Source organism: Jiangella endophytica (genome assembly GCF_003427025.1).
In the GTDB taxonomy this organism is placed as follows: Bacteria; Actinomycetota; Actinomycetes; order Jiangellales; family Jiangellaceae; genus Jiangella; species Jiangella endophytica.
In genome coordinates, this window is sequence record NZ_QVAI01000006.1 from 221124 (window position 1) to 245444 (window position 24321).

The following is a 24321-nucleotide window of genomic DNA, read 5'->3' on the forward strand; positions in this document are numbered from 1 at the left end:
GCACGCTAGTCCATCGCTACGACGCTCCCGGCCGCACCAGCCCGGTCTCGTAGGCCAGCACCACCAGCTGGACGCGGTCGCGCAGACCGACCTTGGCCAGTACCCGGCCGATGTGCGTCTTCACCGTCGCCTCGGTGACGAACAGGGTCGCCGCGATCTCGGCGTTGGACCGGCCGCGCACCACCTCGCGGACGATCTCGTGCTCGCGCTGGGTCAGCCCGGCCCAGACGGCGTCCGGCGGCGTCGCGTCCTCCGGCAGGTGGCCGGCGAAGCGTTCGAGCAGCCGCCGGGTGGTGCTCGGCGCCACCACGGCGTCGCCCGAGTGCACCGTGCGGACGGCGTCGAGCAGCGTCGGCGGCGGGGCGTCCTTGAGCAGGAACCCGCTGGCCCCGGCCTTGATCGCGGCGAACGCATACTCGTCGAGGTCGAACGTGGTCAGCACGATCACCTTCGGCGCGTCGTCGCGCGAACGCAGCCGTCGGGTGGCCTCGACGCCGTCGAGGACGGGCATCCGCACGTCCATGAGCACGACGTCGGCCGCCGTGACGGCGAGTGCGTGCAGCGCGGCGTCGCCGTCGCCTGCCTCGCCGACCACCTCGAGGTCCGGCTGCGAGTCGATGACCATCCGGAATCCCGCCCGGACCAGCTGCTGGTCGTCCACCAGGAAGACCTTGACCGGTTGCACGCTCATTTCCCCTCGCCATAGGGCAGGTCGAGGTCGACCCGCCAGCCTCCGCCGGTCGCCGGTCCCGCCGTCACCGTGCCGCCGTACATCGTCATCCGCTCCCGCATGCCCGCCAGTCCCTGGCCGAGCCCGTCGCTCGGCGCCGCCGCGCCCCGGCCGTCGTCGCTGACCCGCGCGGTCAGTCGCTCCGCGTCGAACACCAGCGCCACCGACGCCCGCGCCGCCGGTCCGGCGTGCTTGAGCGCGTTGGTGAGCGCCTCCTGGATCACCCGGTACACCGCCAGCGACGGCCCCGCCGGCAGCGGCCGCGGCGACCCCGTGACGTCGAGGTACACCGGCAGCCCGGCCTGCCGCACCGACGTGACCAGCTCCGGCAGGGTGCCGAGCCCCGGCTGCGGGCGGATGGACCCGCCGTCACCGTCGTCATCCGCCGTGCGGAGCACCCCGAGCAACCGGCGCATCTCGGCGAGCGCTCCGCGGCCGGTGTCGCCGATGGTCTTCAGCGCGTCGAGCGCCGCCCGCGGATCGTGGTCGCCGGCGTACCGGCCGCCGTCGGCCTGCACGACGATGACGGACAGGTTGTGCGCCACGACGTCGTGCATCTCGCGGGCGATGCGGGACCGCTCCTCCGCGGCCGCGAGCTGGGCCCGCTGGTCGCGTTCGCGCTCGGCCTGGTGCGCCCGCTCGACCAGTTCGGCGACGTAGGCCTGCCGCACCCGCCGCACATCGCCCATGGCCCAGGCGCCGACCACCACGGCCGACAGCGACAGCAGGCTGGCGACGAACGCCTGGGTTCCGTCGGTGGCGGGCGAGAACTCGCGGGTGATGGCCAGGACGACGCCCAGCAGCCCGGCCGCGAGCCCGGCCCGGCTCGCCCAGCGCGAGCCGTAGGCGCTGATGGAGTACAACCCGATCAGCAGGATGACGTCCACCGGGGTCAGCGACAGGCCGGTCGCCCACTGCACCAGCCCGCAGAGCACCAGCACCCCGAACGACTCGACCGGCCGCTTGCGCCGGAAGACCAGTGCCAGGCACATGACGACGCCCAGGCTGAGGTGCGCCCACGTGGGGTCGTAGGCCGCCGCGCTGAACACCACGACCGTGAGCAGCAGCCCGAGCGCGATGACGGCGTCCGGCACCACGGGGCGCCGGCGCACCCACGCGTAGAACCGGTCCCTTCGCCTCACGGGAAGCAGGCTAGCCCGGAACCCGCGCGCGAGCCGCGTCGTCGCGCGTCGACGCCGGCCTCATGGCCGCGGCCGCGGTTGCGGTTCGCCGCCGGTGGCGGCCCGGGCCAGACGGTCGCCGTCGGCCGTGCGGTAGTAGAGGACGGAGCGTCCGGCGCGGCGGCGACGCACCAGCTGGGCGTCCAGCAGCACCTTGAGGTGGTCGCCGACCGACCCCAGCGCGAACCCGGTCACCGCGACCAGCTGGGTCGTGCTCATCGGGTCGTCGAGCAGGCTCAGCAGTGTCGCGCGGGCCGGCCCGATCAACCGGCCGAGCGCCCCCGGCGCGGTGCGGCGGCCCTCCGCCAGCGCCCCGGCGCACGGGTAGACGATCGAGTAGCGGTTCGGCCGGCGCCAGCCGACCCAGCCGCGGGCACCGGTGACGGGGATGAACAACAGCTCCCCCTGCGTCAGGTCGCGTGGCGGATAGTCGTAGGCATTGATCCGCAGCCGTCCCTCGCCGAGCCAGCGCATCCCCGGCCGCAGGTCGTCCAGCGCCGACGCCCACCCGCTGCCGCTCAGCCGGCGGGTCCGGGCGATGACGTCGGCCTCGAACGCCCGGACCCGGCGTGGCCAGTCCGGTTCGATCGCCTCGGTCCACACCCAGTCGAGCAGGTCGGCGATCCGGTCGGGCAGGTCGGGCACGTCGAGCACCGGGTCGTCGTCGGCGAGGTCGGCACGCAGCGCGGCCGCCGGTGTTGTGCGGATACGGCGCAGTTCGTCGTCGAAAGCCGGTTCGTCGTCGAGCGGCGGCGCGCACAGGAAGTCGGCCAGCCAGGTGGGCAGCAGCGCGGCCCGCACGAACGCCCGGCCCGCGGGATCGGCGGCCAACCGGTTCTGGAACGCCGCCCGCGACTGCGCGGGGCGGACCAGCTGGCCGGGGCGGTTGGGCCGCTCCCCGGTGAGGACCCTGATGGCCGCGATGGTCTCGGCCAGCGCCGACACCCGGAACCGGCCGCCGGCGAGGACGTCGGCGTCGATCAGCCAGATGCCCATGTTTCGCCTCCACCCGAAACTCTACCGGGCTCGGAACGACGCTGCCCAGACTGCCGGCCATGCGCACCTACCGCGAGCTGTTCCGCACCCCGGAGTTCACCGCGCTGTTCGCCGCGTCGTGCGCGCAGGTCGTCGCCCCGGACGACGCTGGTGGCCGGTACGGCGCTGGCGCTCGGATCGCTCCTGGTCGTCCGGCTGGGCCTGAGCTCCCGGCCGCCGCGCAGCTCGGGTCGTCCGTCGCCGGCGATCACCTGGCGGATCAACCGCGAGCTGCTCTCCTCCCGGGCCAGGCGCGCCGTCTACCTCGCGATGTGGGTGCCCAACGGCCTGGTGGTGGGCTGCGAGGCGCTGTTCGTCCCGTACGCGCCGCACGCCGCCGCCGTCCTGTTCGTCGCGACCGCCCTGGGCATGCTGGCCGGCGACCTGGCCGCCGGACGGTTCCTGTCACCGGCGACCCGGCAGCGCTACGTCACGCCGCTGCGGTTCGCCCTCGCCGTGCCGTACCTGCTGTTCGTGCTCCCCCTGAGTCTGCCGGTCGCCGCCGTCGCGGCCGCAGTCGCGTCCGTCGGCTTCATGTCGACGCTGCTGCTGCAGGAACGACTGATCGCACTGACCGGCGAGGAGGTGCGCGGTCAGGCCCTGGGGCTGCACGCCTCGGGCATGAAGGCGATGCAGGCGGCGGGTGCGACGCTGGCCGGCCTGGTCGCCGTGGTCGTTCCGGCCGGGCCGGCGATGGCCACGATGGCGGCGCTCTCGATCGCCGTCACGGTCGCGCTCACCCCGGGCCTGCGGCTGTCCGATCCCACCCCGAGACCTCGACCGTCAGGAGCCGACCCATGCACGTTCCCCCACCGCGGACCGCGGCCGGCGAGGTCCACCTCGCCTTCATGATGTCCCTCGACGGCTACGTCGCCGGCCCCGGCCACAGCATGGACTTCATGGACGGCACGACGGTCCGTGACGGCGTGCACCAGGAGTACATCGAGAGCACCGGCGCGATCCTGGCCGGACGCGATGCCTACGACGCCATGGACGGTGACCTGCGGCCCTACGGCGGCGCGTGGATCGGGCCGATCTTCGTCCTCACCCACCACCCCGACGACGCTCGCGCCGCCGAGGACGTCACGATCCTCGACTGCCCCGTGGAGGAAGCGGTGCGCATCGGCCTCGACGCGGCGGGCGGCAGGAACCTGCAGGTGTTCTCCCCGACCATCGGCCGGCAGTTGCTCCGGCTGGGACTGGTCGACGAGATCGACGTCCACGTGGCGCCGGTCCTGCTCGGCGACGGCATCAGGCTCTACGACGCGCCCGGCGGCGAGCTCGTCCAGCTGGCCCGCGACGGCGACGACCCCAGGTGCGCGGTGCGCCTTCGCTACCGGCCGGCGTCCTCGGAGTCGCGGGTGCGGCGCAGCCAGAGCAGCCCGAGTATCGGCAGCACCAGCGGCACGAACCCGTAGCCGCGCCCGTACAGCGACCAGACCGTGTCGTCCGGGAAGTCGCCCGGGTCGAACGCCGTGACCGTCCCGACCGTCAGCACGCCGACCAGCTCCACCGTGACGGCGGTCAGGGCCACCCGGCGGGCCGCCACGCCGGGACGGGCCAGCGCCACCGTCGCGACGATGTACACCACGGCGGCGAACGCCGACAGGAGGTACGCCACCGGCGCCTCGTCGAACTTCGTCGCGATCTGCACGGCGGCCCGGGCCGACGCCGCCAGCGCGAACACCGCGTAGACGGCGATGAGCAGCCGGCCCGGCCCGCTGGACCGCCTGGTCGCCGCACTCACGTGGCGCCCGCGTCCCAGATCTGCTGCATGCGCACCACCAGGACCGGCACCACCAGCGCGGCCACGACCAGCACCGACGTGCCCCACCGGGACTTCTCGGCGAGCGCCCAGAACAGCCCCAGCGGCACGATGATCAGGTTCATCAGCAGGTAGCCGATGAACGTCGCGGTCTCGTCCGGCGTGCCGTCCGCGATCATCAGGACGACCGCCACCACGACCTGGATCAGGATCAGCAGCTCGACCACCCCGGCGCCGATGACGTACGGCTCGCGCGGGGGCCGGTTGCGCACCACGGCCACCAGCGCCCACGCGGCGTAGGCGAGCGAGGCGACGATGACGGCCCAGTCGACGACGGCAACCATGGCTCAGTCCGTCACGGGAGCCGGGCCAGCTCGTCGGCGAGGTCGTCGAGACCCAGCGAGCCCATCGAGAGCGCGGCCATGTGCCACGCTTTGAGATCGAAGTCCGCGCCCTGGGACGCCCGTGCGGCGTCGCGGCCGGAGAGCCACGCCCGCTCACCCAGCTTGTAGCTGATGGCCTGGCCCGGCACGCCCAGGTACCGGATGATCTCGGAGTCGAGGAAGGCGGCGTCGCGGCCGTTGAAGGCGCCGAAGAACTCGCGCGCCAGCTCCGGCGTCCACACCTCGCCGGGATGGAACGTCTCGCCGTTCGGGATGCGCAGCCGCAGGTGCATGCCGATGTCGACGATCACCCGGATGGCCCGCATGATCTGCGCGTCCAAGTAGCCCAGCCGCCGGGCCGGGTCGGTGAGGTAGCCCAGCTCGTCCATGAGTCGCTCGGCGTAGAGCGCCCAGCCCTCGGTCGTCGCGCTCACCGAGCCGAGGCTGACCTGGTAGCGCGAGAGCTGGTCGGCCACGTGCACCCACTGGGCGAGCTGCAGGTGGTGTCCGGGGACACCCTCGTGGTACCAGGTGCTGACCAGGCCCCAGACCGGGAACCGGGTCTCGCCCAGCGTGGGCAGCCAGGTGCGGCCCGGCCGACTGAAGTCCAGCGACGGGCGGGTGTAGTACGGCGCCGCGGCGCTGCCCGGCGGGGCGATCATCGCCTCGACGTGCTTGATCGGCTCGGCGAGGTCGACGTGGGTGCCGTCGAGGTCGGCCATCGCGTCGTTCATGAGGTTCTGCAGCCAGTCGCGGACCGCGTCGACGCCCTCGATCGCCTCGCCGTGCTCGTCGAGGTGGCGCATGACGGCGAGCGGCGTGTGGCCGGGCAGGACGGCGTCGGCGGCCTGCTTCATCTCGTCGCCGATGCGGTGGAACTCCGACCAGCCGTAGGCGTAGGCGTCCTCGAGGTCGAGGTCGGCGCCGGTCCACCGGCGGGCCAGCGCCGCGTAGCGTTCGCGGCCGACGCCGTCGGGCGTGCCCTCGGCGGCCGGGCGGTAGGTCGTCGCCAGGTAGTCGCGCAGCTCGGCCAGGCCGGCGGTGGCCTGCGCGGCCGCTGCGGTCAACTCGCCGCGCTGCGGCTCCGGCCCGCCGCCGGCGAACGTGGTGTACCAGTCCGTCGACAGCCAGGTACCGAGCTGCTCGACGACGGCGTCGACCTGGCGCGGCGCGGCGTACTTGCCCTGCCGGTCGCCCTCCTCGAGCGCGGCGCGGTACCCGCGGGCGGCGCCGGGGACGTTGCGCAGCCGGCGGCCGATGACCGCCCAGTCGTCGTCGGTCGCGGTGGGCATGATCTGGAAGATCGACCGCAGCGACTGCACCGGCGTGAGGATGTTGCTGAGATCGCGCAGTCCCTCGCCGGCGTCGTGCACGGCCAGCGCCGCCGTCAGCCGCTCGCGCAGCAGCCGGGCCGCACGGCGCTCCTGCGCCGGCAGGCCGCCGTCGGCCGCGGCCGCCCGCTCCGCGGCATCGAGCTCGGCCAGCGTGGCGCGGGCGGCGCCGGCCTCGGCCTGCTGACCCTCCGGCGACAGATCGGGCATCGTGTCGACGCCGGGCCGGATGCCGAGCGCCGTCCCGACGGTCGGGTCGAGGTCGGCGATGGTCTCGACGTAACGGTCGGCGATCTTCCGGGGCGTGTCGGCGTCGTCGTGAGGCACCGGCCCATCATGCCTCGCGTGCCGTCACGCCGTGCGGCAGCCCCGCGGGTCAGCCCGTGACGACGGTTGGTCGCCGGCCGCGAGGGCTGACGTCGGTCTCCGATGTGGGCGTGTCGCCGCGCAGCTGGGCGGCCGCGCCGGGCACCGGCTCGGCGGGGTCGGCGCCGGTGGCGACGATGCGGTTGGCGGCGTCGACGTGCACCACGCGCGGCTCGAGCCGCCGCGCCTCGGCGTCGTCGACCAGGCCGTAGCTGATCAGGATGACGAGGTCGCCGGGCTGCACGAGCCGGGCGGCGGCGCCGTTGATGCCGATGACGCCGGACCCGCGCGGACCGGGGATGACGTATGTGGTGAGGCGGGCGCCGTTGGTGATGTCGACGATGTCGACCTGCTCACCGGGCAGGAGGTCGGCGGCGTCGAGGAGGTCTTCGTCGACGGTGACCGATCCCACGTAGTGCAGGTCGGCCTGCGTGACGGTGGCGCGGTGGATCTTGCCCTTCATCATGGTGCGGAACACGGGTTCACTCCTGGTCTCGCTCGCTCGATGCGGCCGGGGGGCCGTCACCGTCGGCGTGGCCGTCGGGTCGGGGTGCCGACTGCTGCCGGTACCTCGCCATCCATTGTTCTGGAACATCGGTCTTGCGTGCCAATCGAGCCCGCTCGGCCTGTTCCTCGGCGATGGCGCGGGCCTCGTCGGGCAGCCGGTGCGCGATGACCGCGTCGACCGGGCCGGGCGTGGTGTCGATGTGCACGGACGCCAGCCCGAGCCGGCGCTGCACCGGTCCCTGCACGATGCGCACGCTCTGCGTCTTCGCGTGCGGGACGGTGGTGAGGTTGCGGTAGAGCACGCCCTCACGCACGACGACGACGTGGTCGTCGACGCCGTAGGCCAGCTTCTTCCAGCCGAACGGCCGCAACCAGCGGGCCGGCCGCGGGGCGTGCGTCAACGGCACGGACAACGGGTCCGAACCCGGCAACACGTGCCGCAACACCTCGGCCGCCTCCTCGTACGTCGCCACCGGAAGCAGCGTTGACGTCCGCTGGCTGTCGTCGGACGACTCGCCGCTGTACCCCGCGACGTCGACGTCCAGCCGCACCCAGCCCTTCCCTCTCCACAACAACGGCTGGCGCATGGCTACTCCCTGCACCCGGCCGGGCGGGACGGTCTGGTGCTGGGTGTCGAGCAGGCCCTTGCGGATGCGGTAGCCGTCGGGCGACTCGGCCAGGACGAACGCGAAGTTGCGGCCCAGCTGCGCCCACAGCGCGGCGCCGATGGCGATGACGCCGGGCAGCATGGACGACAGCACCCCGACGGTGACGTCGCTGTCGCGGTAGAACAGGAACGCGATGCCGATGCCGGCGATGAACACGACGCCGGTGATGAACGCGCCCGACAGCACCGTCGACCACACGAGCCGGTCCAGCGGCACCTGGTGCACGACCCGCTCCGGCGCCTCCGGCGTGTCTGCGTCGATGCCGGCGGCCCGGGCCAGCAGCTCGGCCCGCAGCCGCACCGCGTCGTCGACGGCCAGGTACTGCAGCGGCGCCTCGGCCTTGCCGCCGCCGGCCACCTCCAGCCGCAGCTCGGAGACGCCGAGCATCCGCCCGGCCAGCGGCCGGTTGATGTCGACGGCCTGCAGGCGGTCCAGCCGGACCCGGCGCGAGCGGCGGTTCAGCATGCCGGAGTCGATGCGCAGCGCGTCGCCGTCGAAGCCGTACCGGGTGAACCACCAGGACAGCAGCCCGGCGATCATGCCGACGACGGCGAACGCCAGGACCGTGAGGCCGAACCGGCCCATCTCGCCGGAGCGCAGCGCGTCCTGCCCGCCGATGCCGATGGCCAGCGCCAGGAAGCCCCAGCCGCGCAGCAGCGGGGTCAGCGGGTGCAGGCGGCGGAAGTGCTCCGGTGTCGGGTCGACCCGGGCGGCCTTCGTGCCACCGGCCTCGCTTCCCGGCGTGGTGGTCACAGACCGGCCGCCTGGGCCTCACCCAGCGCCGACAACCGGTCGCGCAGCCGCGCAGCCTCGGCGGCCGGCAGGCCGGGGATCTTCGCGTCGGTGGCCGGCGAGGCGGTGTGCAGCTGGACGGTGGCCAGCCCGTACCGCCGCTCGAGCGGCCCCGACGCGACATCGACGAACTGCATGCGGCCGTACGGCACCACCGTCAGCCGGCGGTACATGACGCCATGGGTGACCAGCAGGTCGTCCAGCCGCTCGGCGTAGCCCCAGGCGCGCCAGTTGCGCGGGATCAGCCACAGCCCCCAGACCAGCGCGATCAGTCCCGCGCCTACGGCGATGAACACGGCCGGCGGCCCGAAGATCAGCCCCAGCACCACGCCGACGACGGTGGTGAGGACGATGACGGTGATCAGCAGCACCAGCCGGCGCAGGTCGACGAGCTTGCGCGACACCTGCTGCCAGGCCTCGCCGGGTGGCGCGAAGAGCTCCTCCTGGTCCACGGCGTCGAGGCTACCCCGCCTGGTCGCGACCGGCGCCGACGCTCGCTGCCGACACGGCCGGCGCGGGCCGCCGAGTGCGTTTCGGGCCGACCGTCGCCTCGACGTCACCGGCCGCCGCAGGCCGGCGCGGGCCGGCGCGGGCGGCCGAGTGGGTTTCTGGACGTTGGCCTGGCGTGTGACCGTTGGCCGTCCCCCTGCTGCCCATTCTCTTAGCCGCGTGGCCGCGCCTCAAGCGGACCTGCTGGGCGCTTCGCGCCGACGATGACCGCTTGACCCGCGGCCGTGCGGCCAAGAACTGGCAGCTATCAGGGGGACGGGGCGAATCTGGGCACAGCTCAGGCCCCGCAGCCGACGCCACCCTCCAACCGGCGACAGTGAGCCGGCCTCCGGCGACCGTCGCCTCGACCCCTGTCCGCCGCCGTGGGCCGGCGGACAGCGGTGATCATCAACCATCGCGTACTTCACCAGGCGTTCTCCCGCTCCACCAGGCATGCATGCCTCGCAGAGCGAACACAGTCCTAGGTAAGGCCCCCGATTCGCCGGGAAATCTCACCCAGTGGATGCCACACGCGCGACGACAGCCACGGCCCAGCGCCCTGGACCCACGGCCCCACGGCGCCACGGCCCCACTGCGCCACGGCGCCACGGCCCCACTGCGCCACGGCCCCACGGCCCCACGGCCCCACGGCCCCAGGAGCGTCGTCGGCGGTCGGGGCCACCGTTCCTGGGCCGGCTGACCAGGTCGGTGCAGCTCACGCGATCCGCCGGGCCACCTCAGTGCGCCAGGCCCTCGGGGCACCTGGGCGGCTGGTTGGTTCGGTCCGCCCGGACGGGCCGGGCGCACCGTGCTTCGAGTCTGCGCCGTTCGCCGTTTCGCGCCGTTTCACAGCTGCGTGTTGGCACACCACCTCGCCGACCTGCAGGACGACGACGCCGTCCGGGACGTCGCTGACACGTCGAAAGCGGATCCTGGATCGCGGGGTCCCAGCCGGAAACAGGAACGGTGTCCGCGAACGCGAGGGGAACCTGATCAGGGCGAGCGCCTGCGCTCAGCCGTACGCCGGCGGAACCAGTTCGCCGGCCGCCACCGCGACGCCGAGGGTGTTGCCGGGCGGCGCCAGCGGGCACGTCCACGCGGGGTCGTAGGCGCAGGACGGGTTGTAGGCGAAGTTGAGGTCGACGACGAGCGCGTCGTGGACCGAACCGCCGAGGTCGGCACCCTTGACGGTGTCGAGCAGATAGCGCCCGCCGCCGTAGGTGGCGCGGCCGGCGCCGGCGTCCTTGATCGGCACGAACACCCCGCCGCCGTAGGAGTCGAGCCACCAGACGTCGAGGTCGCCGATGGGTAGGTGCAGCCGCCCGGCCAGCTCGAACGGCACGATGCCGTCGGTGGCCGTCGGCACCTCGATCCGCTGCGGCTCGACGTCGGGGTCGACCGGCAGCACGAAGCGCAGGTCTGGGTCGTACGGCGCGTGCCGCAGCCCCGCGTACCCGTCGCGCGCCTCGGGCGGGACGGGTGACGCGGGATGGCTGCGGACCAGCTCGTCGCGGCCGGCGGCCCAGATCTCGTGGGCCCGCGCCGGGTCCGTCTCGCTCTCGGCCCGCACGCGGGCGTAGAGCGCGTGGACCCGGCGCCGCCAGTCGAGGACGTCGAGCGCGCTGATCGAGGTCAGAGCAGCCCCTTCTCCTCGAGGTACGCCTGCGCGACGTCGGCGGCCTGCTGCCGCTCGGCGTCGACCTGGGCGTTCAGCGTCGCGAGGTCCTCGGTGGTGAGCACCTCGGCCAGCTGGTTGAGCACCTCGGCGATGGCGGGGTCGCCCGCGCTCTCGGTGTTGACGACCGGCACGAGGTTGTCGGCGGCCTGCAGGCCCTTGTCGTCCTCGAGGGTCACCAGGTCGAACTGGTCGAGCGTGCCGTCGGTGGTGCCGACCAGGCCGAGCTGCGCGTCGCCCCGCTGGACCGCCTGCTTGGTCTCGCTGGTGCTGAACCCGGTGGCCAGCGGCGGGTCGACGATGTCGAGGCCGTAGACCGACTCGAGGCCCGGCTCGCAGAACGGGCGGTCGGGGCACTCCTCGACCGCGGCCAGCGTGATGGGCTGGCCCAGCGCCGCGAGGTCGGACAGCGTGGTCAGGTTGTTCTGCTGGGCGAACTCCTTGGTGACGGCGAACGCGTTCTGGCTGGCGGCCTGGGCGGGGTCGAGGATGGTCAGCCCGCGCTCCTCGGCCAGCGGCCGGGCGGCGTCGACCGTCTCCTGCGCGTCGGACGTGGCGATGGGCGCGTTGGACGCGGCGTCAGGCCCGTTGATGGCGCCGTTGAGGAACTCGGCGAACGTGGCCAGGTACTCGGGCACGACGTCGATCTCGCCGCTCTCGAGCGCCGGCTCGTAGATCTCGCGGGCGTCGACGGACTGGATGTCGACGTTGTAGCCGGCGTTCTCGAGCAGCGCCGCGTACATCTCCTGCATGATCACCATCTCGGTGAAGTTGGCGCCGCCGACGGTGAGGTCGCCCCCACCGCTGGCGGTGGCCGTCGAGTCGCCGCCACCGTCCTCGAACGGGTCGTCGTCGCCGCCGCACGCCGTCAGCGACAGCGCCAGGCCGGCCGCGGCCGCCAGAACGGCCGCTCGTCTCCGCATGGTCATGACAATCACCGGTGTCACCTTCTGTGTCCCGTGCCGGGCATCGGCCCCAGCACGCGTGTCCGGCGAGCACCTTCACAGCGCCCGCGTGTGTACCCAGTCAACTACGCGCCACTGACAACCTCGTCCTGGACCAGCGGCATTCCCCGATCACGATCGGGTCTCGACCGGCGCCGCCGCGCCCGGCGCATGGGGTCGACGGCGCGCTGCAGCCACGCCATCAGGCCCTCGACCACCAGCGCGAGCAGGCAGACGATGATCGCTCCGCCGATCAGTTCCGGTACGTCCTGACGGCCGAAGCCGCTGGTGATGATGCGGCCCAGACCTGGTCCGGAGATGACCGCCGCGAGGGTCGCGGTGGCCACGATCTGCACGGTCGCCAGCCGGATGCCACCCATGATGAGCGGGATGGCGAGCGGCAGCTCGACGCCGCGCAGCAACTGCGGGCCGCTCATGCCCATGCCGCGGGCCGCCTCGACGGCGTCGCGGTCGACCTCGCGCATGCCCACGTAGGCGTTGGTGAGGATCGGCGGGATGCCGAACAGCACCAGCGCGATGATCGTCGTCCAGTACGACAGCCCCAGCGGCGTCATGTAGAGCAGCGCGAGAATGGCGAACGTCGGCACCGCGCGGCCGACGTTGCTGATGTTGATGGCGAGCGTGCCGCCGCGGCCGAGGTGCCCGAGCCACAGCCCGATCGGCAGCGCGATGAGGCAGGCGAGCAACACCGACACCGCGCTGATCCACACGTGCTCGACGAGCCGGGCGCCGACCCCCGTCGGGCCGGCCCAGTTCTCTGCGTCGAGCAGCCAGGTCAGGCCGTCGAGCAGCCCGTTCATGCGGTCACCGTCCGTCGCCAGGGCGTGAGCCAGCGTTGCAGGCCGAGCAGCAGCGCGTCGGCGATCAGCGCCAGCACCACGCAGAGCACCGACGCCGTGAGCACCTCGGCGTGGAAGTTGCTGCTCAGGCCGCGGTTGATGAGGTTGCCCAGACCACCGTGGTTGACGATCATGCCGATCGTCGTCAGCGCCACCGTCGACACCGTCGCCACGCGCAGCGCCGCGAAGATCGACGGCATCGCCAGCGGCAGTTCCACCTGGCGCAGCAGCCGCAGGCCGTCGTAGCCCATGCCGACCGCCGCCTCACGGACGTCGGCGGGCACCGCGTCGAGGCCGGTCAGGATGCCGCGGACCAGGATCGTCAGCGAGTACAGCACCAGTCCGACGACCACCGTGCTGGTCGAGATGCCGGTGAAGGGCAGCAGCAGCGAGAACATCGCCAGCGACGGCAGCGTGTACAACGCCGTCGAGGTGCCGAGGATCGCGCCGCGCAGCCAGCGGACCCGGCGCGCGACGACGGCCAGCACCAGGGCGACGACGAATCCGATGACCACCGAGATCACGGTGATGGTGACGTGCTGGACGAGCGCGTCGGTGATGTCGTCGCGGCGGGTCCTGAGGTACTCACCACACACCCAGTCGTTGCGCACGAGACAGTTGTCGGTCAGGGTTGCGGTATGAACGGGCCCGGAGAGCGCCATTCCGTTGACGCTACCGAAGAACCGATGATTCGTCTCGACCGCGTCTCCAAGAGGTACCCCGACGGCACCGTCGCGGTGCAGGAGCTGACCCTCGAGGTCGGGCGCGGCGAGCTGGTCGTCCTCGTCGGGCCGTCGGGCTGCGGCAAGACCACCACCATGAAGATGGTCAACCGCCTGGTCGAGCCGACCGGCGGGCGCATCGTGGTCGACGGCGTCGACGTCACCGACGCCGACCCGGTCGCGCTGCGCCGCGGCATCGGCTACGTCATCCAGAACGTCGGGCTCTTCCCGCACCGCACCATCGAAGAGAACATCGCCGTCGTGCCCGAGCTGGTCGGCTGGAAGCGCTCGCGCCGCCACGAGCGGGCCCGCGAGCTGATGGAGCTGGTCGGACTGGACCCCGCGGTGCACGGCAAGCGGTACCCGCACGAGCTCTCCGGCGGCCAGCGGCAGCGCGTCGGCGTGGCCCGGGCGCTCGCCGTCGACCCGCCGGTCCTGCTGATGGACGAGCCGTTCAGCGCCGTCGACCCCGTGGTCCGGTCGCAGCTGCAGGACGAGTTCCTGCGGCTGCAGGACGACGTCCGCAAGACCATCCTGTTCGTCACGCACGACATCGAGGAGGCGGTCCGGCTGGGCGACCGCATCGCGGTGTTCAAGCAGGGCGGCCTGCTCGAGCAGTACGACACGCCGGCGGCCATCCTCGGCGCGCCGGAGACGGACTTCGTGGCCGATTTCGTCGGCGCCGACCGCGGCCTCAAGCGGCTCTCCGTCACCGCCATCACGCCGGCCGACCTCGAGCACCCGCCGGTGGTCCGCGTCGACGACGAGCTCGCCGCGGCCAATGTCGCGCTCGGCGACGATCGCTGGGGCGTCGTGCTCGACGGCGAGGGCGGGCTGGCCGGCTGGGTCGGCCACGACATGCTGACCGGCTCCGGAAAGGTCCGCGAGCGCGCGCGGCGCATGGAGGCGTGGGTGCAGCTCGACGACACCCTCAAGGTGGCGTTCGCGGAGATGCTGCAGTGGAACGCCGGCTGGATCGCCGTTCTGGACGACGACGACCACTACGTGGGCGTGCTGACCCCGGCGACGCTGCATGCGGCGCTACGGCGGTCGGTGGAGGCCGAGGCGAAGGACGTCGCCCGGGCCGAGGTGGTGCTCGAGACGGTGCAGAACGCCTGACCGTCCGGGAGGCACTCCCTAGGCGCTGCGCTCCTGGCGCTGCACCGGAGCGGACTTCTTGTGGTCGGCCTCGGGCAGGAGGTCGGTGTTCTTGTCCTCCCACTTGATGAGGTCGACCACCGTCGGCGCCTCGGAGAGGTCCGGCCACAGGTCGTTCCACTCAGCACCCTCGGCCAGCCGAGCCAGCTCGACGCTCGGGGTGGAGGCGCCGGGACGGGCGCTGCGGGCGGCCGCGATCTCGGCCTCCAGCAGGTCCAGCTTGGACCGCATGACGTCGATGCGCTCGGACGCGACGTCGAGCAGGCCGACCATGTGGTCGGTGAACTCGCGGTGCTCGTCGGAATAGCGGGCGTGCGCCTCGGAGTACTCCGCCGCCTGCTCGGCGCGGACCGTGGCCACCTCGATGCGCAGCCGGCGCTCGAGCCGGAGCACGAACGCCCCCAGGACCGCCGCCCCGACGGCGCCCACGGCGGCCGCGATGCGCGGCCAAGGCCCGTCGAGGACCAGGGCGGCTGCCGTCAGCGCGATGGCCGCCGCGGGCGCGGCGACGGCGAGCAGACGGACAGCGGTGAGACGACGGCGGTGACGGACGGAGGCCATGGGCGTCACCGTACCTTCTTGTACGGCGCGAATCGGACTTCACACGCCGCGCCACACCGGGAACTTCAGTCCCGCGTTCACCAGCGTTCCTGTCGTCGGTCGCGGCCGGCGACGCCCGGCGGTCCGGGTGATCTCGGGACGCGAAGCCGGGGTGTCACCTGGGCTACGGTTCCGGCATGCCGAGCCTTCTCGTCAACGGGGTCGACCTCGCCTACGACGACGCCGGGTCCGGGCCCGCCGTCGTGTTCTCGCACGCCGGGCTGACCGACCGCCGACTGTGGGACCACCAGTTCGCCGCGCTCGCCGAGCGGCATCGGGTGGTCCGTTACGACTGGCGCGGCCACGGCGAGTCCGGCGCCGCCGCCGGGGAGTTCGCCCACCACGCCGACCTGCTGGCGCTGCTGGACGCGCTGGGCATCGAGCGGGCGGCCCTGGTCGGCTGCTCGATGGGCGGCGCCTACTCCGTCGACGTCGCGCTGGCGGCGCCGGAGCGGGTGACGGCACTCGCGCTGATCGCATCCGGACTGTCCGGGCACGAGTGGCCGCCCGAGATGGGCGCGCTGGCCCGCGAACTGGTCCTCGCCGCGGTCCCGGCCGACCGGCTGCAGCAGTACCGCGAGCACACCGCCACGCACATCGACCCGGCGGACGTCGCGGCGATGGCCGAGGCGCAGCTGCGCCTCACCGCCGTCGGGCCGGGGCGCGAGCCGTCCGATCTGGACCCGGACGTGTGGGAGCACATGGTGCGTATGTGCCGCCTGGTGTTCGAGCGCGAGTGGTCCGCGCCGGCGCACACCGAACTGGCCGCCGACCCGCCGGCGAAGGCGCGGCTGCACGAGATCGCGGTGCCGGCACTGGTCGTCAACGGCCTGGCCGACCTGTCGTACATCCAGGACGTATCCGGCCTGCTCGCCGACGGGATCCCCGGCGCGCGGCGGGTCGACCTCGACGACACCGGCCATCTGCCGCCGGTGGAGCGGCCGGCCGAGGTGACGAGGTTGCTGACGGAGTTCCTGGCCACCCGCACCCCGTAGTCGCCGGGTCTCGCGGGTGGTCTGCCGCCGGGAGAAACTCAGGTGCCCCCGCCCGCGCCGCCTGGGTAGGGTCGGGTGGTGCCCGAGCTGACGCCGCTGCACGCCGGCCACGCCCCGGCGGTCCTGGCCTTCGAGCTGGCGAACCGCGCCTACTTCGCCGCCTCGATCCCCGACCGCGGCGACGAGTACTTCGACCGGTTCACCGACCGGTTCGACGCTCTGCTGGCCGAGCAGCAGGCCGGTATCTGCGCCTTCCACGTGCTCGTCGCCGACGACGGCTCGGTGCTGGGGAGGTTCAACCTGGTCGACATCGAGGACGGCGCAGCGGAACTCGGCTACCGGGTCGCCCAGCACGTCGCCGGCCGCGGCGTGGCGACCGCGACCGTCCGCGAGCTGTGCGGGCTGGCGGCGTCGCGGCATGGGCTGCGCACCCTGCGGGCCGCCGCCGCCCTCGGCAATGCCGCGTCCCGGAAGGTGCTGACCAACGCCGGGTTCGTCCCGGCCGGACCGGCCGACCCGGCGCACCTCGGCGGCAAGCCGGGCACCTGGTACCAGCGCGACCTGGTGCCCGAGCTCTAGAACTAGGCGGGGTGGGCGCCGTTCTCCTCGTCGGACGGGGGCGGGACCTCGCCGGCACGTTCCAGCCGGACGGCCGCCACCGTCAGCACCACCGAGGCCACGACGACGATGGCGGAGAGGATGGCGCGGTTGCGGCCCATCGGGGAGTCGAGCAGGCTCAGGGCCAGCAGCCCGAGCCCGGCGTAGACGCCGACGAGCAGGGCGCCGAAGTAGGCCGACGCCTTGGCGAGGGCCACCGAGCGGGCCACCCGCAGCGCGTCGATACGGCTGTCGAAGCGCCGCTCGGTGATCCAGCCACGCACCGCCCTGGCTCCGGCGAACATGCCGAGGGCCAGGAACAACAGCAGCAACGGCAGCACCCACGGAACCGGCGGGAGCGCGCCCGACGCGGCGTCGACGATGCGGCCGATCGACCAGCCGATCGGGACCGCCACCAGGGCGACCCAGATCAGCGAGCCGATCCTCGTTCGCTGCACGGTTGCCGCGACTCGGGCGTCAGGCCGGGATCTCGAGCGCTTCGTCCAGCCGGCGCACGCCGGTGGCGTCGACGGCGGAGCTCAGCTCGACGACGCGGCCCAGTCCGGGCACGGAGAAGTCGGGGTCGATGTCGGCCCACGGGATGAGCACGAACGCCCGCTCGGCCAGCCGCGGGTGCGGCACGTGCAGGTCTTCGTCGTCGGAGGTGACGTCGCCGACCGCGAGCACGTCGATGTCGAGCGTGCGCGGGCCGTTGGGGACGTCGCGGGTGCGGCCGTAGGCGGCCTCGGTGGACTGCGAACGCTCCATCAGCGAGCGCGGCGACAACGTGGTGTCGACGACCAGGACGGCGTTGAGGAACTTCGGCGAGCCCTCCGGGGTGTCCACCGGCTCGGACTCGTAGACGGGCGACACCGCCACCGGCACGATCTCGGACGAGTCGGTGAGGGTGTCGACGGCCGCCTGGAGGAACTCGAGGCGATCGCCGAGATTGCTGCCCAGCGCGAACGCCGTGCGCCGCAGCGGGCGCAGATCACCCGTCAGGGTGTCGGCGTCGACGACGTTGGGGTTGGGGACATTGGTCACGTTCGGGCCCTTCGGATCGTCACGGTCACGTCGTCGAACGGCACCGTCACCGGCGCCTCCGGCTTGTGCACGGTCACTTCCGCTGCCTCCACCCTGGAATCGTCCAGGCAGAGGTCGGCGATGCGCTGGGCGAGTGTCTCGACCAGCCGGACCGGCTCCCCCGAAACGAGGCCGACCACCCGCTCAGCAAGACTGCCATAGTCCACGGTGTCGGTCAGGTCGTCGCTTTCGGCTGCCGCACGGGTATCGACGCTCAGCGCGACGTCGACGCGGAACAGCTGGCCGTTCTCCCGTTCATGGGCGAACCAGCCATGTCGTCCGCGCGCGGTCAGGCCACGCAGCTCGATGCGGTCAGTCACCCGATGACCCTAGCCCCCGCACCGGGTCGTCGTGCACCTGGACCGGGTGGGATTGGCCACGACGGCTCACCCTTGCGCGAGCCGTGCGGCCACCCGCACCGCGTCGAGCGTCGCGGGGACGGTGTGCACGCGGACGCACCAGGCGCCGGCCAGCGCGATGGTCGTCGACAAGGCGTCGGTGGCGGCGTCGCGGCCGGCCGGCGGGCGGCGTTCGCCGGTCCGCGGATCGGCCAGCAACTCGCCCAGGAACGTCTTGCGGGACGCGGCGACGAGCAGCGGCAGCTCCAGCGCGTGCAGCTCGGCCAGCCGGGCCAGCAGCGTCCAGTTGTGGTCCCAGGTCTTGGCGAATCCGAGCCCCGGGTCGACGGCGATGTGTTCGGGCCGCACCCCGGCGGCCAGGGCGGCGTCGACCCGCGGCCGCAGCTCGGCGAGCACGTCGGCGACGACGTCGGCGTAGACGGTTTGTTCCTGCATGTGGTCGGAGTGGCCGCGCCAGTGCATCAGGACCACCGGCACGTCCGCGTCGGCGACGACGCGCAGCATGTCGGGGTCGGCCAGCCCGCCGGAGACGTCGTTGACCAGCCGCGCGCCGGCCTCGAGCGCGGGCGCGGCCACCTCGGCGCGCATGGTGTCGACGGAGACGACGGCGCCCGCGGCGGCCAGTTCGCGGATGACCGGCAGCACCCGGCGGCGCTCCTCGTCGGGCGACGGCCGCTCGGCGCCGGGGCGGGTGGACTCGCCGCCGACGTCGACGAGGTCGGCGCCCTGCTCGATCAGCTGCAGTCCGTGCTCGATCGCGTCGCCGGGCTCGTACCAGAAGCCGCCGTCGGAGAAGGAGTCGGGCGTGACGTTCACGACGCCCATGACGAGGGAGCGCGGCGGTCGCGGCAGCCCCGCGACATAGCGCACCGGGCGGCCGTCGCTCATCGGCGCTGCAACGCGATGTCGGTGCGGTAGTGGCTGCCGTCGAGCGCGATGTGCCCGGCCGCCTCGTACGCCCGGGCTCGTGCCTCGTCGATGTCCGTACCCACGGCCGTGACCGACAGGACCCGGCCGCCGCTGGACACCACGCTGCCGTCCGGGCCCAGCCGGGTGCCGGCGTGCAGCACCTCGACGCCCTTGACGGCGGCCGCCTCGGCCAGTCCGCCGATGGGGTCGCCGGTGCGCGGCGCGGCCGGGTAACCGTGCGCCGCGATGACGACGGTGACCGCGGCGCCGTCCTGCCACACCGGCTCGGGATGCTGCGCCAGCGTGCCCGTCGCCGCTGCCCGCAGCAGCCCGCCCAGACCGGACCGCAGGCGGGCCAGCACGGCCTGCGTCTCGGGGTCGCCGAACCGGGCGTTGAACTCGACCACCCGCACGCCGCGGGAGGTCAGCGCCAGCCCGGCGTACAGCAGCCCGGCGAACGGGGTGCCGCGGCGCAGCATCTCGTCGATGGTCGGCTGGACGACACGTTCCATGACGTCGGCGACCAGGCCCTCGGGCGCCCACGGCAGCGGCGTGTAGGCGCCCATGCCGCCGGTGTTGGGACCCGCGTCGCCGTCGTAGGCGCGCTTGAAGTCCTGGGCCGGGGTCAGCGGCACCGCCACGCGGCCGTCGGTCACGCAGAACAGCGACACCTCGGGGCCGTCGAGGAACTCCTCGATGACCACGCGGCCGCAGGCCTCGGCGTGCGCCAGCGCGGCCTCGCGGTCGTCGGTGACGACGACGCCCTTCCCGGCGGCGAGGCCGTCGTCCTTGACGACGTACGGCGCGCCGAAGCGGTCCAGCGCGGCCTCGGCCTCGGCGCGGGTCTCGCAGACGACGGCCATGGCGGTGGGCACCCCGGCCGCGGCCATGATCTCCTTCGCGAAGGCCTTCGACCCCTCCAGCTTCGCCGCCCGCCCGGACGGCCCGAAGCAGGCGATGCCACGCGCCTTGACGGCGTCGGCGACGCCCGCGACCAGCGGCACCTCCGGGCCCACCACGACGAGGTCGGCGTCGAGCCGGGCGGCGAGGTCGGCCACCGCTTCCGGCTGGTCGGCGACGACGGAGTGGACGGCGGCGTCCGCGGCGATGCCGGCGTTGCCCGGCGCGGCGTGCACCTCGGAGACCTCGGGGTCGCGCAGCAGGCAACGCACCAGGGAGTGCTCGCGGGCCCCGGAACCGATGACGAGTACCTTCACGGACGCCGACCCTATCGGGCCAGTCGTGCCGCCACCTCCAGTGTCCGCGTCTGGTCCTTGTCCGGGCCCACCGGCAGCACCTGCAGCTCGTCCACGCCGGCGTCGGCGAGAGCGCGGAACGCCCGGTGGACGGCCTCCTCGTCGCCGGCGATCACCGTCTCGGCCGGCGTCCGCACGCCCTCGCGGTCCAGCTGGGTGCGGTAGCTCGGTAGCTCCCCGGCGATGCCGAAGTGCCGCTGCACCCAGTCACGAGCGCCGTCCGGGTCGTCCGTCACCGCGACGCACACCCCGGCGACGACGTCCGGCCGCGTCCCCCGGCCCGCGTCGTCCGACGCGGCGGTGAGCGTCGGGACGACGTGCTCGCCGATCGACCGCGGGCCGGCCCACGTGGTGACGACGCCGTCGGCCAGCTCGGCGGCCACCCGCAGCATGGCCGGGCCGAGCGCCGCCAGCAGGACCGGCGGCGGCTCCGCGCCGGCGGCAGTGACCTGCCCGTTCACCGTCACCAGGTCGCCGGAGTACGTGACCGGCTCGCCGCGCAGCAGCGGCCCCAGCGCGGTCAGGTACTCGCGGGTGTGCCGGGCCGGCCGGTCGTACGACAGGCCGTACTGGCCTTCGACGATCGGCGCGTGGCTCGGGCCGACACCCAGCACCAGCCGCCCGCCCACCGCCGCCTGCGCCGTCACCGCCTGGGCGGCCAGCGCCAGCGGGTGTCGCGGGTGGGTCCGGACGACGGCGGTGCCCAGCCGCACCCCCGGCACCGCGGGGCCGATCGCCGTCAGCAACGTCAGCGGATCCCAGCCGGACCGCTCCCCCAGCCACACCGTCTCGTATCCGGCCGCCACCGCGGCCCGGGCCCGTTCCGCCACGGCCGCGACGCTCACGCCGTCGTCGTCGATCCACACTCCGACTCGCAGGTTGTCCATGCCTGTGAGTCAAGCCGCCGGAACAGCCCGGACCAAGGGCCGGTTGTGCTGTGCAGCGATCACGCCCGGTGATCGGTGCCGGGAGGTCGAGCGTGGAGCTGCGCCAACTCAGGTACTTCGTGACGGTCGCCGAGGAGCTCCACTTCGGCCGCGCGGCCGTCCGGCTGCACATCGTCCAGCCGGCGGTGAGCCAGCAGATCGGCCGGCTGGAACGGGAGTTCGGCGTCCGGTTGTTCGACCGCTCGTCGCGCCGGGTCCGGCTGACCGACGACGGCCGCCGGCTGCTGGAGCACGCCCGGCGGGTGCTGGCCGCGGCCGCGGAGACGACGGCGGTGGCCGCGGAACTGGCCGGACGGTCCGACGTGTTGCGGCTGGGTGCGGGCGCCGGGCTGGAGCGGCGGGTCGAGCGCGGGCTGGCGGCGCTCCGGGCGGACCGCCCCGAGCTCGCGGTGGAGTTCGCCGACGGCCCGGTGAGCACCCATCTCGACGCACTGCGCCGGGGCGAGCTGCACGCCGTCCTGGTCCGCGGCGCCGTCGCGAGCGACGACGACCTGGTCGCCACCCAGGCATGGTGCGACGAGGTCGTCGCGGCGCTCCCGGCGGGCCACCCGCGGGCCGGCGCCGAGACCGTCCGCGTCACCGATCTCGCCGGTCACCCGGCCCGGCTGCCCGCGCCGCAGTGCGACGGGCCGTTCCACCGGCTGCTGGTCGGTTCCGGGGTGCGGCCGCTGCCGGACCGGCCCGCGGGGACCGTCGAGCGGACCCTGCTGGAGCTGGCCGGAACCGCCGACCAGTGGGCCCCGGTCCCTGCCGGCGGACCGGCGCCACCGGCCGGTGTGCGCACCCTGCGGTTCGACCCTCCGCTGCCGCTGCCGGGCGTCGTCGTGACGCCGGCGCGGACGCCCGCGGACTGCCGGGCCGGGCTGGTGGCGGCCTTCGGCGGGCCCGACATCATCGACTACGGTGGACGCTGATGAGCGAACGATGGATCGACCTCGTCGGCGCGGTCAACGTCCGCGACCTCGGCGGGCTGCCCACCACCGACGGCGGCGTCACTCGGTTCGGCCAGGTGCTGCGCTCCGACAACCTGCAGGACCTCATCGACGACGACATCGGCCGGCTCACCGGCGAGCACGGCCTGCGCGACGTCGTCGACCTGCGCACGACCTACGAGGTCACGTCCGAGGGGCCGGGCCCGCTGACCCGCGTCCCCGAGGTCACCGTCCACCACCTGTCGCTGTATCCCGAGGTCGGCACCACCACCGACGTCGAGGCCGACAGCGTGCTGCCGTGGACCGGCAAGAGCGGCGACGACGCCATCTGGGTGAACGCCGGCGTCTATTACACGAACTATCTGCGCCACCGGCCCGGCAACGTGGTGGCGGCGCTGCGCACCATGACGACGTCCGGCGGCGCCACCCTGGTGCACTGCGCGGCGGGCAAGGACCGCACCGGCGTCGTGTGCGCGCTCGCCCTCGCCGTCGTCGGGGTCGACCGGCAGTCCGTCGTCGACGACTACGTCCAGACCGGCGAGCGCGTCGACGCCATCATGAGCCGCCTCAGGGCCACGGCCACGTACGCCGCCGACCTCGAGCACCGGTCCAACGACAGCAACATGCCTCGTGCGGAGTCGATGCACACGTTCCTCGACTTCGTCGACACCGAGTTCGGCGGCCCCGCGGGCTGGCTGCAGCAGCACGGCTGGACCGCCGACGACACCGTCGCGCTCCGCGCCCGCCTCGTCGGCTGAGCTCAGTGGGCGGCCAGCGCCGCCTCCAGCCGCGTCCGCATGCCCGGCCACTCCTCGCGCACGATCGAGTAGTAGACGGTGTCGCGCCAGCTGCCGTCCGGGCGTCGGACATGGTGGCGCAACACGCCCTCACGCACCGCGCCGAGCCGCTCGATCGCGCGCTGCGACCGGACGTTGAGGTGATCGGTCTTCAGCGCGACCCGCTCCAGCCCCAGCGTCTCGAACGCGTGCCCGATGACCAGCAGCTTCGTCGCGGTGTTGACCTCGGTGCGCCACCACGCCGGCCCGATCCACGTGGCGCCCACCTCGACCCGCCGGTTCGCCGGGTCGATGTCCAGGTAGGACGTCGACCCGACCACCCGGCCGTCGGCGCGGCGCCGGATCGCCCACGCCACGACGTCGCCGCGGGCGGCCGCCGCCAGGGCCCGGTCCAGCCCGCCGGCCAGTCCGTCCGGGCCGATGCGCCACAGCGACAGCCAGCGGAACAGCTCGTCCGGCTCGGACACTGCGGCGTCCAGCCCGGCCAGGTGCGCGGACGACAGCGGCTCCAGCTCGATCCAGGTGTTGGTCAACGGCAGGGGAGCGATGGTGGTCACCGGTTCATCATCGCCGACTTGCCAGCCGTGGTCGTCGCCCACCAGGGTGGTGGCCGAGCCGCCGAGAAGGGACCCACCGCGTGATCATCCGGCCGTACGAGCCCGGCGACACCGACGCGCTCTACGACATCTGCCTGCGCACCGGCGACAACGGCGGCGACGCCACGGACCAGTTCGCCGACCCGCGGCTGCTCGGCGAGATCTTCGTCGGCCCCTATCTGCGGTACGAGCCTGATCTGGCGTTCGTCATCGACGACGGCGGGCCGGCCGGCTACGTGCTGGGCGTGCGCGACACCGCGGCGTTCGAGCGGGTCTGCGAACGGGAGTGGTGGCCGCCGCTGCGGGAGAAGTACCCGCCCGGCTCGTTCCCGGCCGGCTCCCGCGACGCCTACTACGTCGAGCGGCTGCACGAGTCGCGCACAGCCGACCCCGCGATCGTCGCGGACCACCCCGCTCACCTGCACATCGACCTGCTGCCGCGGGCGCAGGGCCGAGGCATGGGCCGGGCGCTCATGGAGCGGCTACTGGAGGCGCTGTACGTCGCCGGCGCGCCCGCCGTCCATCTGGGCGTCGGCGCGGCCAACACCCGCGCCATCGCCTTCTACGAGCGCCTGGGTTTCCGGACGCTGCGGCAGTCGCCGAACGGCCGCACGATGGGCCGTCCGACGACCTGAGCGTTCCGC

29 protein-coding genes are annotated in these 24321 nt (G+C 73.5%); 8 read left to right on the forward strand and 21 right to left on the reverse strand.

Annotated features, from left to right (window positions below; genetic code table 11):
* Positions 1 to 16: 16 nt before the first annotated feature.
* From DZA62_RS14935 to DZA62_RS14945, 3 genes are read right to left on the reverse strand one after another with little or no spacing between them, the layout of a single operon-like run.
* Entirely contained in the window at positions 17 to 691 is a 675-nt protein-coding gene (locus tag DZA62_RS14935; protein ID WP_116949685.1) for a response regulator transcription factor, read from the reverse strand.
* Positions 688 to 1872: a sensor histidine kinase gene (locus DZA62_RS14940; RefSeq protein WP_198663783.1), complete on the reverse strand. Its 1185-nt coding sequence runs from the start codon at positions 1870 to 1872 to the stop codon at positions 688 to 690. Before DZA62_RS14940 ends, DZA62_RS14935 begins: the two co-directional genes overlap by 4 nt.
* Before the next feature lie 60 nt (positions 1873 to 1932).
* A complete protein-coding gene (locus DZA62_RS14945) occupies positions 1933 to 2907 on the reverse strand; it encodes an ArsR/SmtB family transcription factor (RefSeq protein WP_116949687.1) in 975 nt (324 codons plus the stop codon).
* Positions 2908 to 3057: 150 nt separating this feature from the next.
* Between DZA62_RS14945 and DZA62_RS14950 the strand changes: the two genes are divergently transcribed.
* Together DZA62_RS14950 and DZA62_RS14955 are read left to right on the forward strand one after the other, a co-directional pair.
* Complete coding sequence (locus DZA62_RS14950; RefSeq protein WP_116949688.1) at positions 3058 to 3798, forward strand: MFS transporter; 741 nt, start codon at positions 3058 to 3060, stop codon at positions 3796 to 3798.
* Positions 3744 to 4364 (forward strand): dihydrofolate reductase family protein, encoded by a 621-nt coding sequence (locus tag DZA62_RS14955; RefSeq protein ID WP_116949689.1) that lies wholly within the window; start codon positions 3744 to 3746, stop codon positions 4362 to 4364. Before DZA62_RS14950 ends, DZA62_RS14955 begins: the two co-directional genes overlap by 55 nt.
* Here DZA62_RS14955 and DZA62_RS14960 read toward each other — a convergent pair.
* The 10 genes from DZA62_RS14960 to DZA62_RS15010 form a co-directional block, all read right to left on the reverse strand.
* Positions 4280 to 4693, reverse strand: coding sequence for a hypothetical protein (locus DZA62_RS14960; RefSeq protein ID WP_116949690.1), 414 nt, complete (start codon positions 4691 to 4693; stop codon positions 4280 to 4282). The two genes, DZA62_RS14955 and DZA62_RS14960, sit on opposite strands and share 85 nt — an antisense overlap.
* Complete coding sequence (locus tag DZA62_RS14965; RefSeq protein ID WP_116949691.1) at positions 4690 to 5055, reverse strand: hypothetical protein; 366 nt, start codon at positions 5053 to 5055, stop codon at positions 4690 to 4692. Before DZA62_RS14965 ends, DZA62_RS14960 begins: the two co-directional genes overlap by 4 nt.
* 11 nt (positions 5056 to 5066) lie before the next feature.
* Positions 5067 to 6752 (reverse strand): DUF885 domain-containing protein, encoded by a 1686-nt coding sequence (locus tag DZA62_RS14970; protein WP_116949692.1) that lies wholly within the window; start codon positions 6750 to 6752, stop codon positions 5067 to 5069.
* 49 nt (positions 6753 to 6801) lie between these two features.
* Entirely contained in the window at positions 6802 to 7269 is a 468-nt protein-coding gene (gene panD / locus DZA62_RS14975) for an aspartate 1-decarboxylase (protein WP_116949693.1), read from the reverse strand.
* A 4-nt stretch (positions 7270 to 7273) separates the two neighbouring features.
* On the reverse strand, positions 7274 to 8719 hold the full coding sequence (locus tag DZA62_RS14980) for a PH domain-containing protein (RefSeq protein ID WP_116949694.1): 1446 nt from the start codon (positions 8717 to 8719) through the stop codon (positions 7274 to 7276).
* Entirely contained in the window at positions 8716 to 9210 is a 495-nt protein-coding gene (locus DZA62_RS14985) for a PH domain-containing protein (protein ID WP_198663784.1), read from the reverse strand. Before DZA62_RS14985 ends, DZA62_RS14980 begins: the two co-directional genes overlap by 4 nt.
* Positions 9211 to 10259: 1049 nt before the next feature.
* A complete protein-coding gene (locus DZA62_RS14995; RefSeq protein WP_198663785.1) occupies positions 10260 to 10817 on the reverse strand; it encodes a DUF1684 domain-containing protein in 558 nt (185 codons plus the stop codon).
* 62 nt (positions 10818 to 10879) lie between these two features.
* Entirely contained in the window at positions 10880 to 11845 is a 966-nt protein-coding gene (locus tag DZA62_RS15000; RefSeq protein WP_232827504.1) for an ABC transporter substrate-binding protein, read from the reverse strand.
* A gap of 107 nt (positions 11846 to 11952) precedes the next feature.
* Complete coding sequence (locus DZA62_RS15005) at positions 11953 to 12687, reverse strand: ABC transporter permease (RefSeq protein ID WP_116949696.1); 735 nt, start codon at positions 12685 to 12687, stop codon at positions 11953 to 11955.
* Entirely contained in the window at positions 12684 to 13388 is a 705-nt protein-coding gene (locus tag DZA62_RS15010) for an ABC transporter permease (protein ID WP_116949697.1), read from the reverse strand. Before DZA62_RS15010 ends, DZA62_RS15005 begins: the two co-directional genes overlap by 4 nt.
* A gap of 24 nt (positions 13389 to 13412) precedes the next feature.
* Here DZA62_RS15010 and DZA62_RS15015 point away from each other — a divergent pair, with 24 nt between their 5' ends.
* Positions 13413 to 14567, forward strand: a complete 1155-nt coding sequence (locus DZA62_RS15015) for an ABC transporter ATP-binding protein (protein WP_116949698.1) — start codon at positions 13413 to 13415, stop codon at positions 14565 to 14567.
* Positions 14568 to 14585: 18 nt separating this feature from the next.
* Here the strand turns inward: DZA62_RS15015 and DZA62_RS15020 are convergent, their stop codons facing one another.
* Entirely contained in the window at positions 14586 to 15167 is a 582-nt protein-coding gene (locus DZA62_RS15020) for a hypothetical protein (protein WP_116949699.1), read from the reverse strand.
* A 176-nt stretch (positions 15168 to 15343) separates the two neighbouring features.
* Between DZA62_RS15020 and DZA62_RS15025 the strand changes: the two genes are divergently transcribed.
* Complete coding sequence (locus DZA62_RS15025) at positions 15344 to 16201, forward strand: alpha/beta fold hydrolase (RefSeq protein WP_116949700.1); 858 nt, start codon at positions 15344 to 15346, stop codon at positions 16199 to 16201.
* Positions 16202 to 16279: 78 nt separating this feature from the next.
* Entirely contained in the window at positions 16280 to 16780 is a 501-nt protein-coding gene (locus DZA62_RS15030) for a GNAT family N-acetyltransferase (protein ID WP_116949852.1), read from the forward strand.
* Between the two features lie 2 nt (positions 16781 to 16782).
* On the opposite strand, the gene DZA62_RS15035 is transcribed toward DZA62_RS15030, so the two are convergent.
* The 6 genes from DZA62_RS15035 to DZA62_RS15060 form a co-directional block, all read right to left on the reverse strand.
* Complete coding sequence (locus tag DZA62_RS15035; protein WP_116949701.1) at positions 16783 to 17256, reverse strand: DUF3180 domain-containing protein; 474 nt, start codon at positions 17254 to 17256, stop codon at positions 16783 to 16785.
* Between the two features lie 19 nt (positions 17257 to 17275).
* On the reverse strand, positions 17276 to 17842 hold the full coding sequence (folK, locus tag DZA62_RS15040; RefSeq protein ID WP_116949702.1) for a 2-amino-4-hydroxy-6-hydroxymethyldihydropteridine diphosphokinase: 567 nt from the start codon (positions 17840 to 17842) through the stop codon (positions 17276 to 17278).
* Positions 17839 to 18201, reverse strand: a complete 363-nt coding sequence (gene folB / locus DZA62_RS15045) for a dihydroneopterin aldolase (RefSeq protein ID WP_116949703.1) — start codon at positions 18199 to 18201, stop codon at positions 17839 to 17841. Before folB ends, folK begins: the two co-directional genes overlap by 4 nt.
* Positions 18202 to 18267: 66 nt before the next feature.
* Positions 18268 to 19128, reverse strand: coding sequence for a dihydropteroate synthase (gene folP, locus DZA62_RS15050; RefSeq protein WP_198663787.1), 861 nt, complete (start codon positions 19126 to 19128; stop codon positions 18268 to 18270).
* The gene (gene purD, locus DZA62_RS15055) at positions 19125 to 20366 is read right to left on the reverse strand and encodes a phosphoribosylamine--glycine ligase (RefSeq protein WP_116949704.1); all 1242 of its coding nucleotides are present in this window, start codon (positions 20364 to 20366) and stop codon (positions 19125 to 19127) included. The genes folP and purD overlap by 4 nt, the downstream gene beginning before the upstream one ends.
* A gap of 11 nt (positions 20367 to 20377) precedes the next feature.
* Positions 20378 to 21292, reverse strand: coding sequence for a TIGR03564 family F420-dependent LLM class oxidoreductase (locus DZA62_RS15060; protein ID WP_198663788.1), 915 nt, complete (start codon positions 21290 to 21292; stop codon positions 20378 to 20380).
* A gap of 92 nt (positions 21293 to 21384) precedes the next feature.
* Between DZA62_RS15060 and DZA62_RS15065 the strand changes: the two genes are divergently transcribed.
* On the forward strand, positions 21385 to 22266 hold the full coding sequence (locus DZA62_RS15065; protein WP_116949705.1) for a LysR family transcriptional regulator: 882 nt from the start codon (positions 21385 to 21387) through the stop codon (positions 22264 to 22266).
* Positions 22266 to 23042 carry a tyrosine-protein phosphatase gene (locus DZA62_RS15070; RefSeq protein ID WP_116949706.1) on the forward strand — a complete coding sequence of 259 codons (777 nt, stop codon included), beginning with the start codon at positions 22266 to 22268 and terminating at the stop codon, positions 23040 to 23042. Before DZA62_RS15065 ends, DZA62_RS15070 begins: the two co-directional genes overlap by 1 nt.
* A gap of 2 nt (positions 23043 to 23044) precedes the next feature.
* Here DZA62_RS15070 and DZA62_RS15075 read toward each other — a convergent pair whose 3' ends face one another.
* A complete protein-coding gene (locus DZA62_RS15075) occupies positions 23045 to 23638 on the reverse strand; it encodes a GNAT family N-acetyltransferase (protein WP_198663789.1) in 594 nt (197 codons plus the stop codon).
* A gap of 80 nt (positions 23639 to 23718) precedes the next feature.
* Here DZA62_RS15075 and DZA62_RS15080 point away from each other — a divergent pair, with 80 nt between their 5' ends.
* On the forward strand, positions 23719 to 24312 hold the full coding sequence (locus DZA62_RS15080) for a GNAT family N-acetyltransferase (RefSeq protein ID WP_116949707.1): 594 nt from the start codon (positions 23719 to 23721) through the stop codon (positions 24310 to 24312).
* The last annotated feature ends 9 nt before the right edge of the window (positions 24313 to 24321 follow it).

Coding starts and splice junctions, on each gene's coding strand:
- DZA62_RS14935 (WP_116949685.1), bottom strand. CDS start 691: ATGAGCGTGCAACCGGTCAAGGTCTTCCTGGTGGACGACCAGCAGCTG.
- DZA62_RS14945 (WP_116949687.1), bottom strand. CDS start 2,907: ATGGGCATCTGGCTGATCGACGCCGACGTCCTCGCCGGCGGCCGGTTC.
- DZA62_RS14955 (WP_116949689.1), top strand. CDS start 3,744: ATGCACGTTCCCCCACCGCGGACCGCGGCCGGCGAGGTCCACCTCGCC.
- DZA62_RS14965 (WP_116949691.1), bottom strand. CDS start 5,055: ATGGTTGCCGTCGTCGACTGGGCCGTCATCGTCGCCTCGCTCGCCTAC.
- DZA62_RS15000 (WP_232827504.1), bottom strand. CDS start 11,845: ATGCGGAGACGAGCGGCCGTTCTGGCGGCCGCGGCCGGCCTGGCGCTG.
- DZA62_RS15005 (WP_116949696.1), bottom strand. CDS start 12,687: ATGAACGGGCTGCTCGACGGCCTGACCTGGCTGCTCGACGCAGAGAAC.
- DZA62_RS15010 (WP_116949697.1), bottom strand. CDS start 13,388: ATGGCGCTCTCCGGGCCCGTTCATACCGCAACCCTGACCGACAACTGT.
- DZA62_RS15015 (WP_116949698.1), top strand. CDS start 13,413: ATGATTCGTCTCGACCGCGTCTCCAAGAGGTACCCCGACGGCACCGTC.
- DZA62_RS15020 (WP_116949699.1), bottom strand. CDS start 15,167: ATGGCCTCCGTCCGTCACCGCCGTCGTCTCACCGCTGTCCGTCTGCTC.
- DZA62_RS15025 (WP_116949700.1), top strand. CDS start 15,344: ATGCCGAGCCTTCTCGTCAACGGGGTCGACCTCGCCTACGACGACGCC.
- folP (WP_198663787.1), bottom strand. CDS start 19,128: ATGAGCGACGGCCGCCCGGTGCGCTATGTCGCGGGGCTGCCGCGACCG.
- DZA62_RS15060 (WP_198663788.1), bottom strand. CDS start 21,292: ATGGACAACCTGCGAGTCGGAGTGTGGATCGACGACGACGGCGTGAGC.
- DZA62_RS15070 (WP_116949706.1), top strand. CDS start 22,266: ATGAGCGAACGATGGATCGACCTCGTCGGCGCGGTCAACGTCCGCGAC.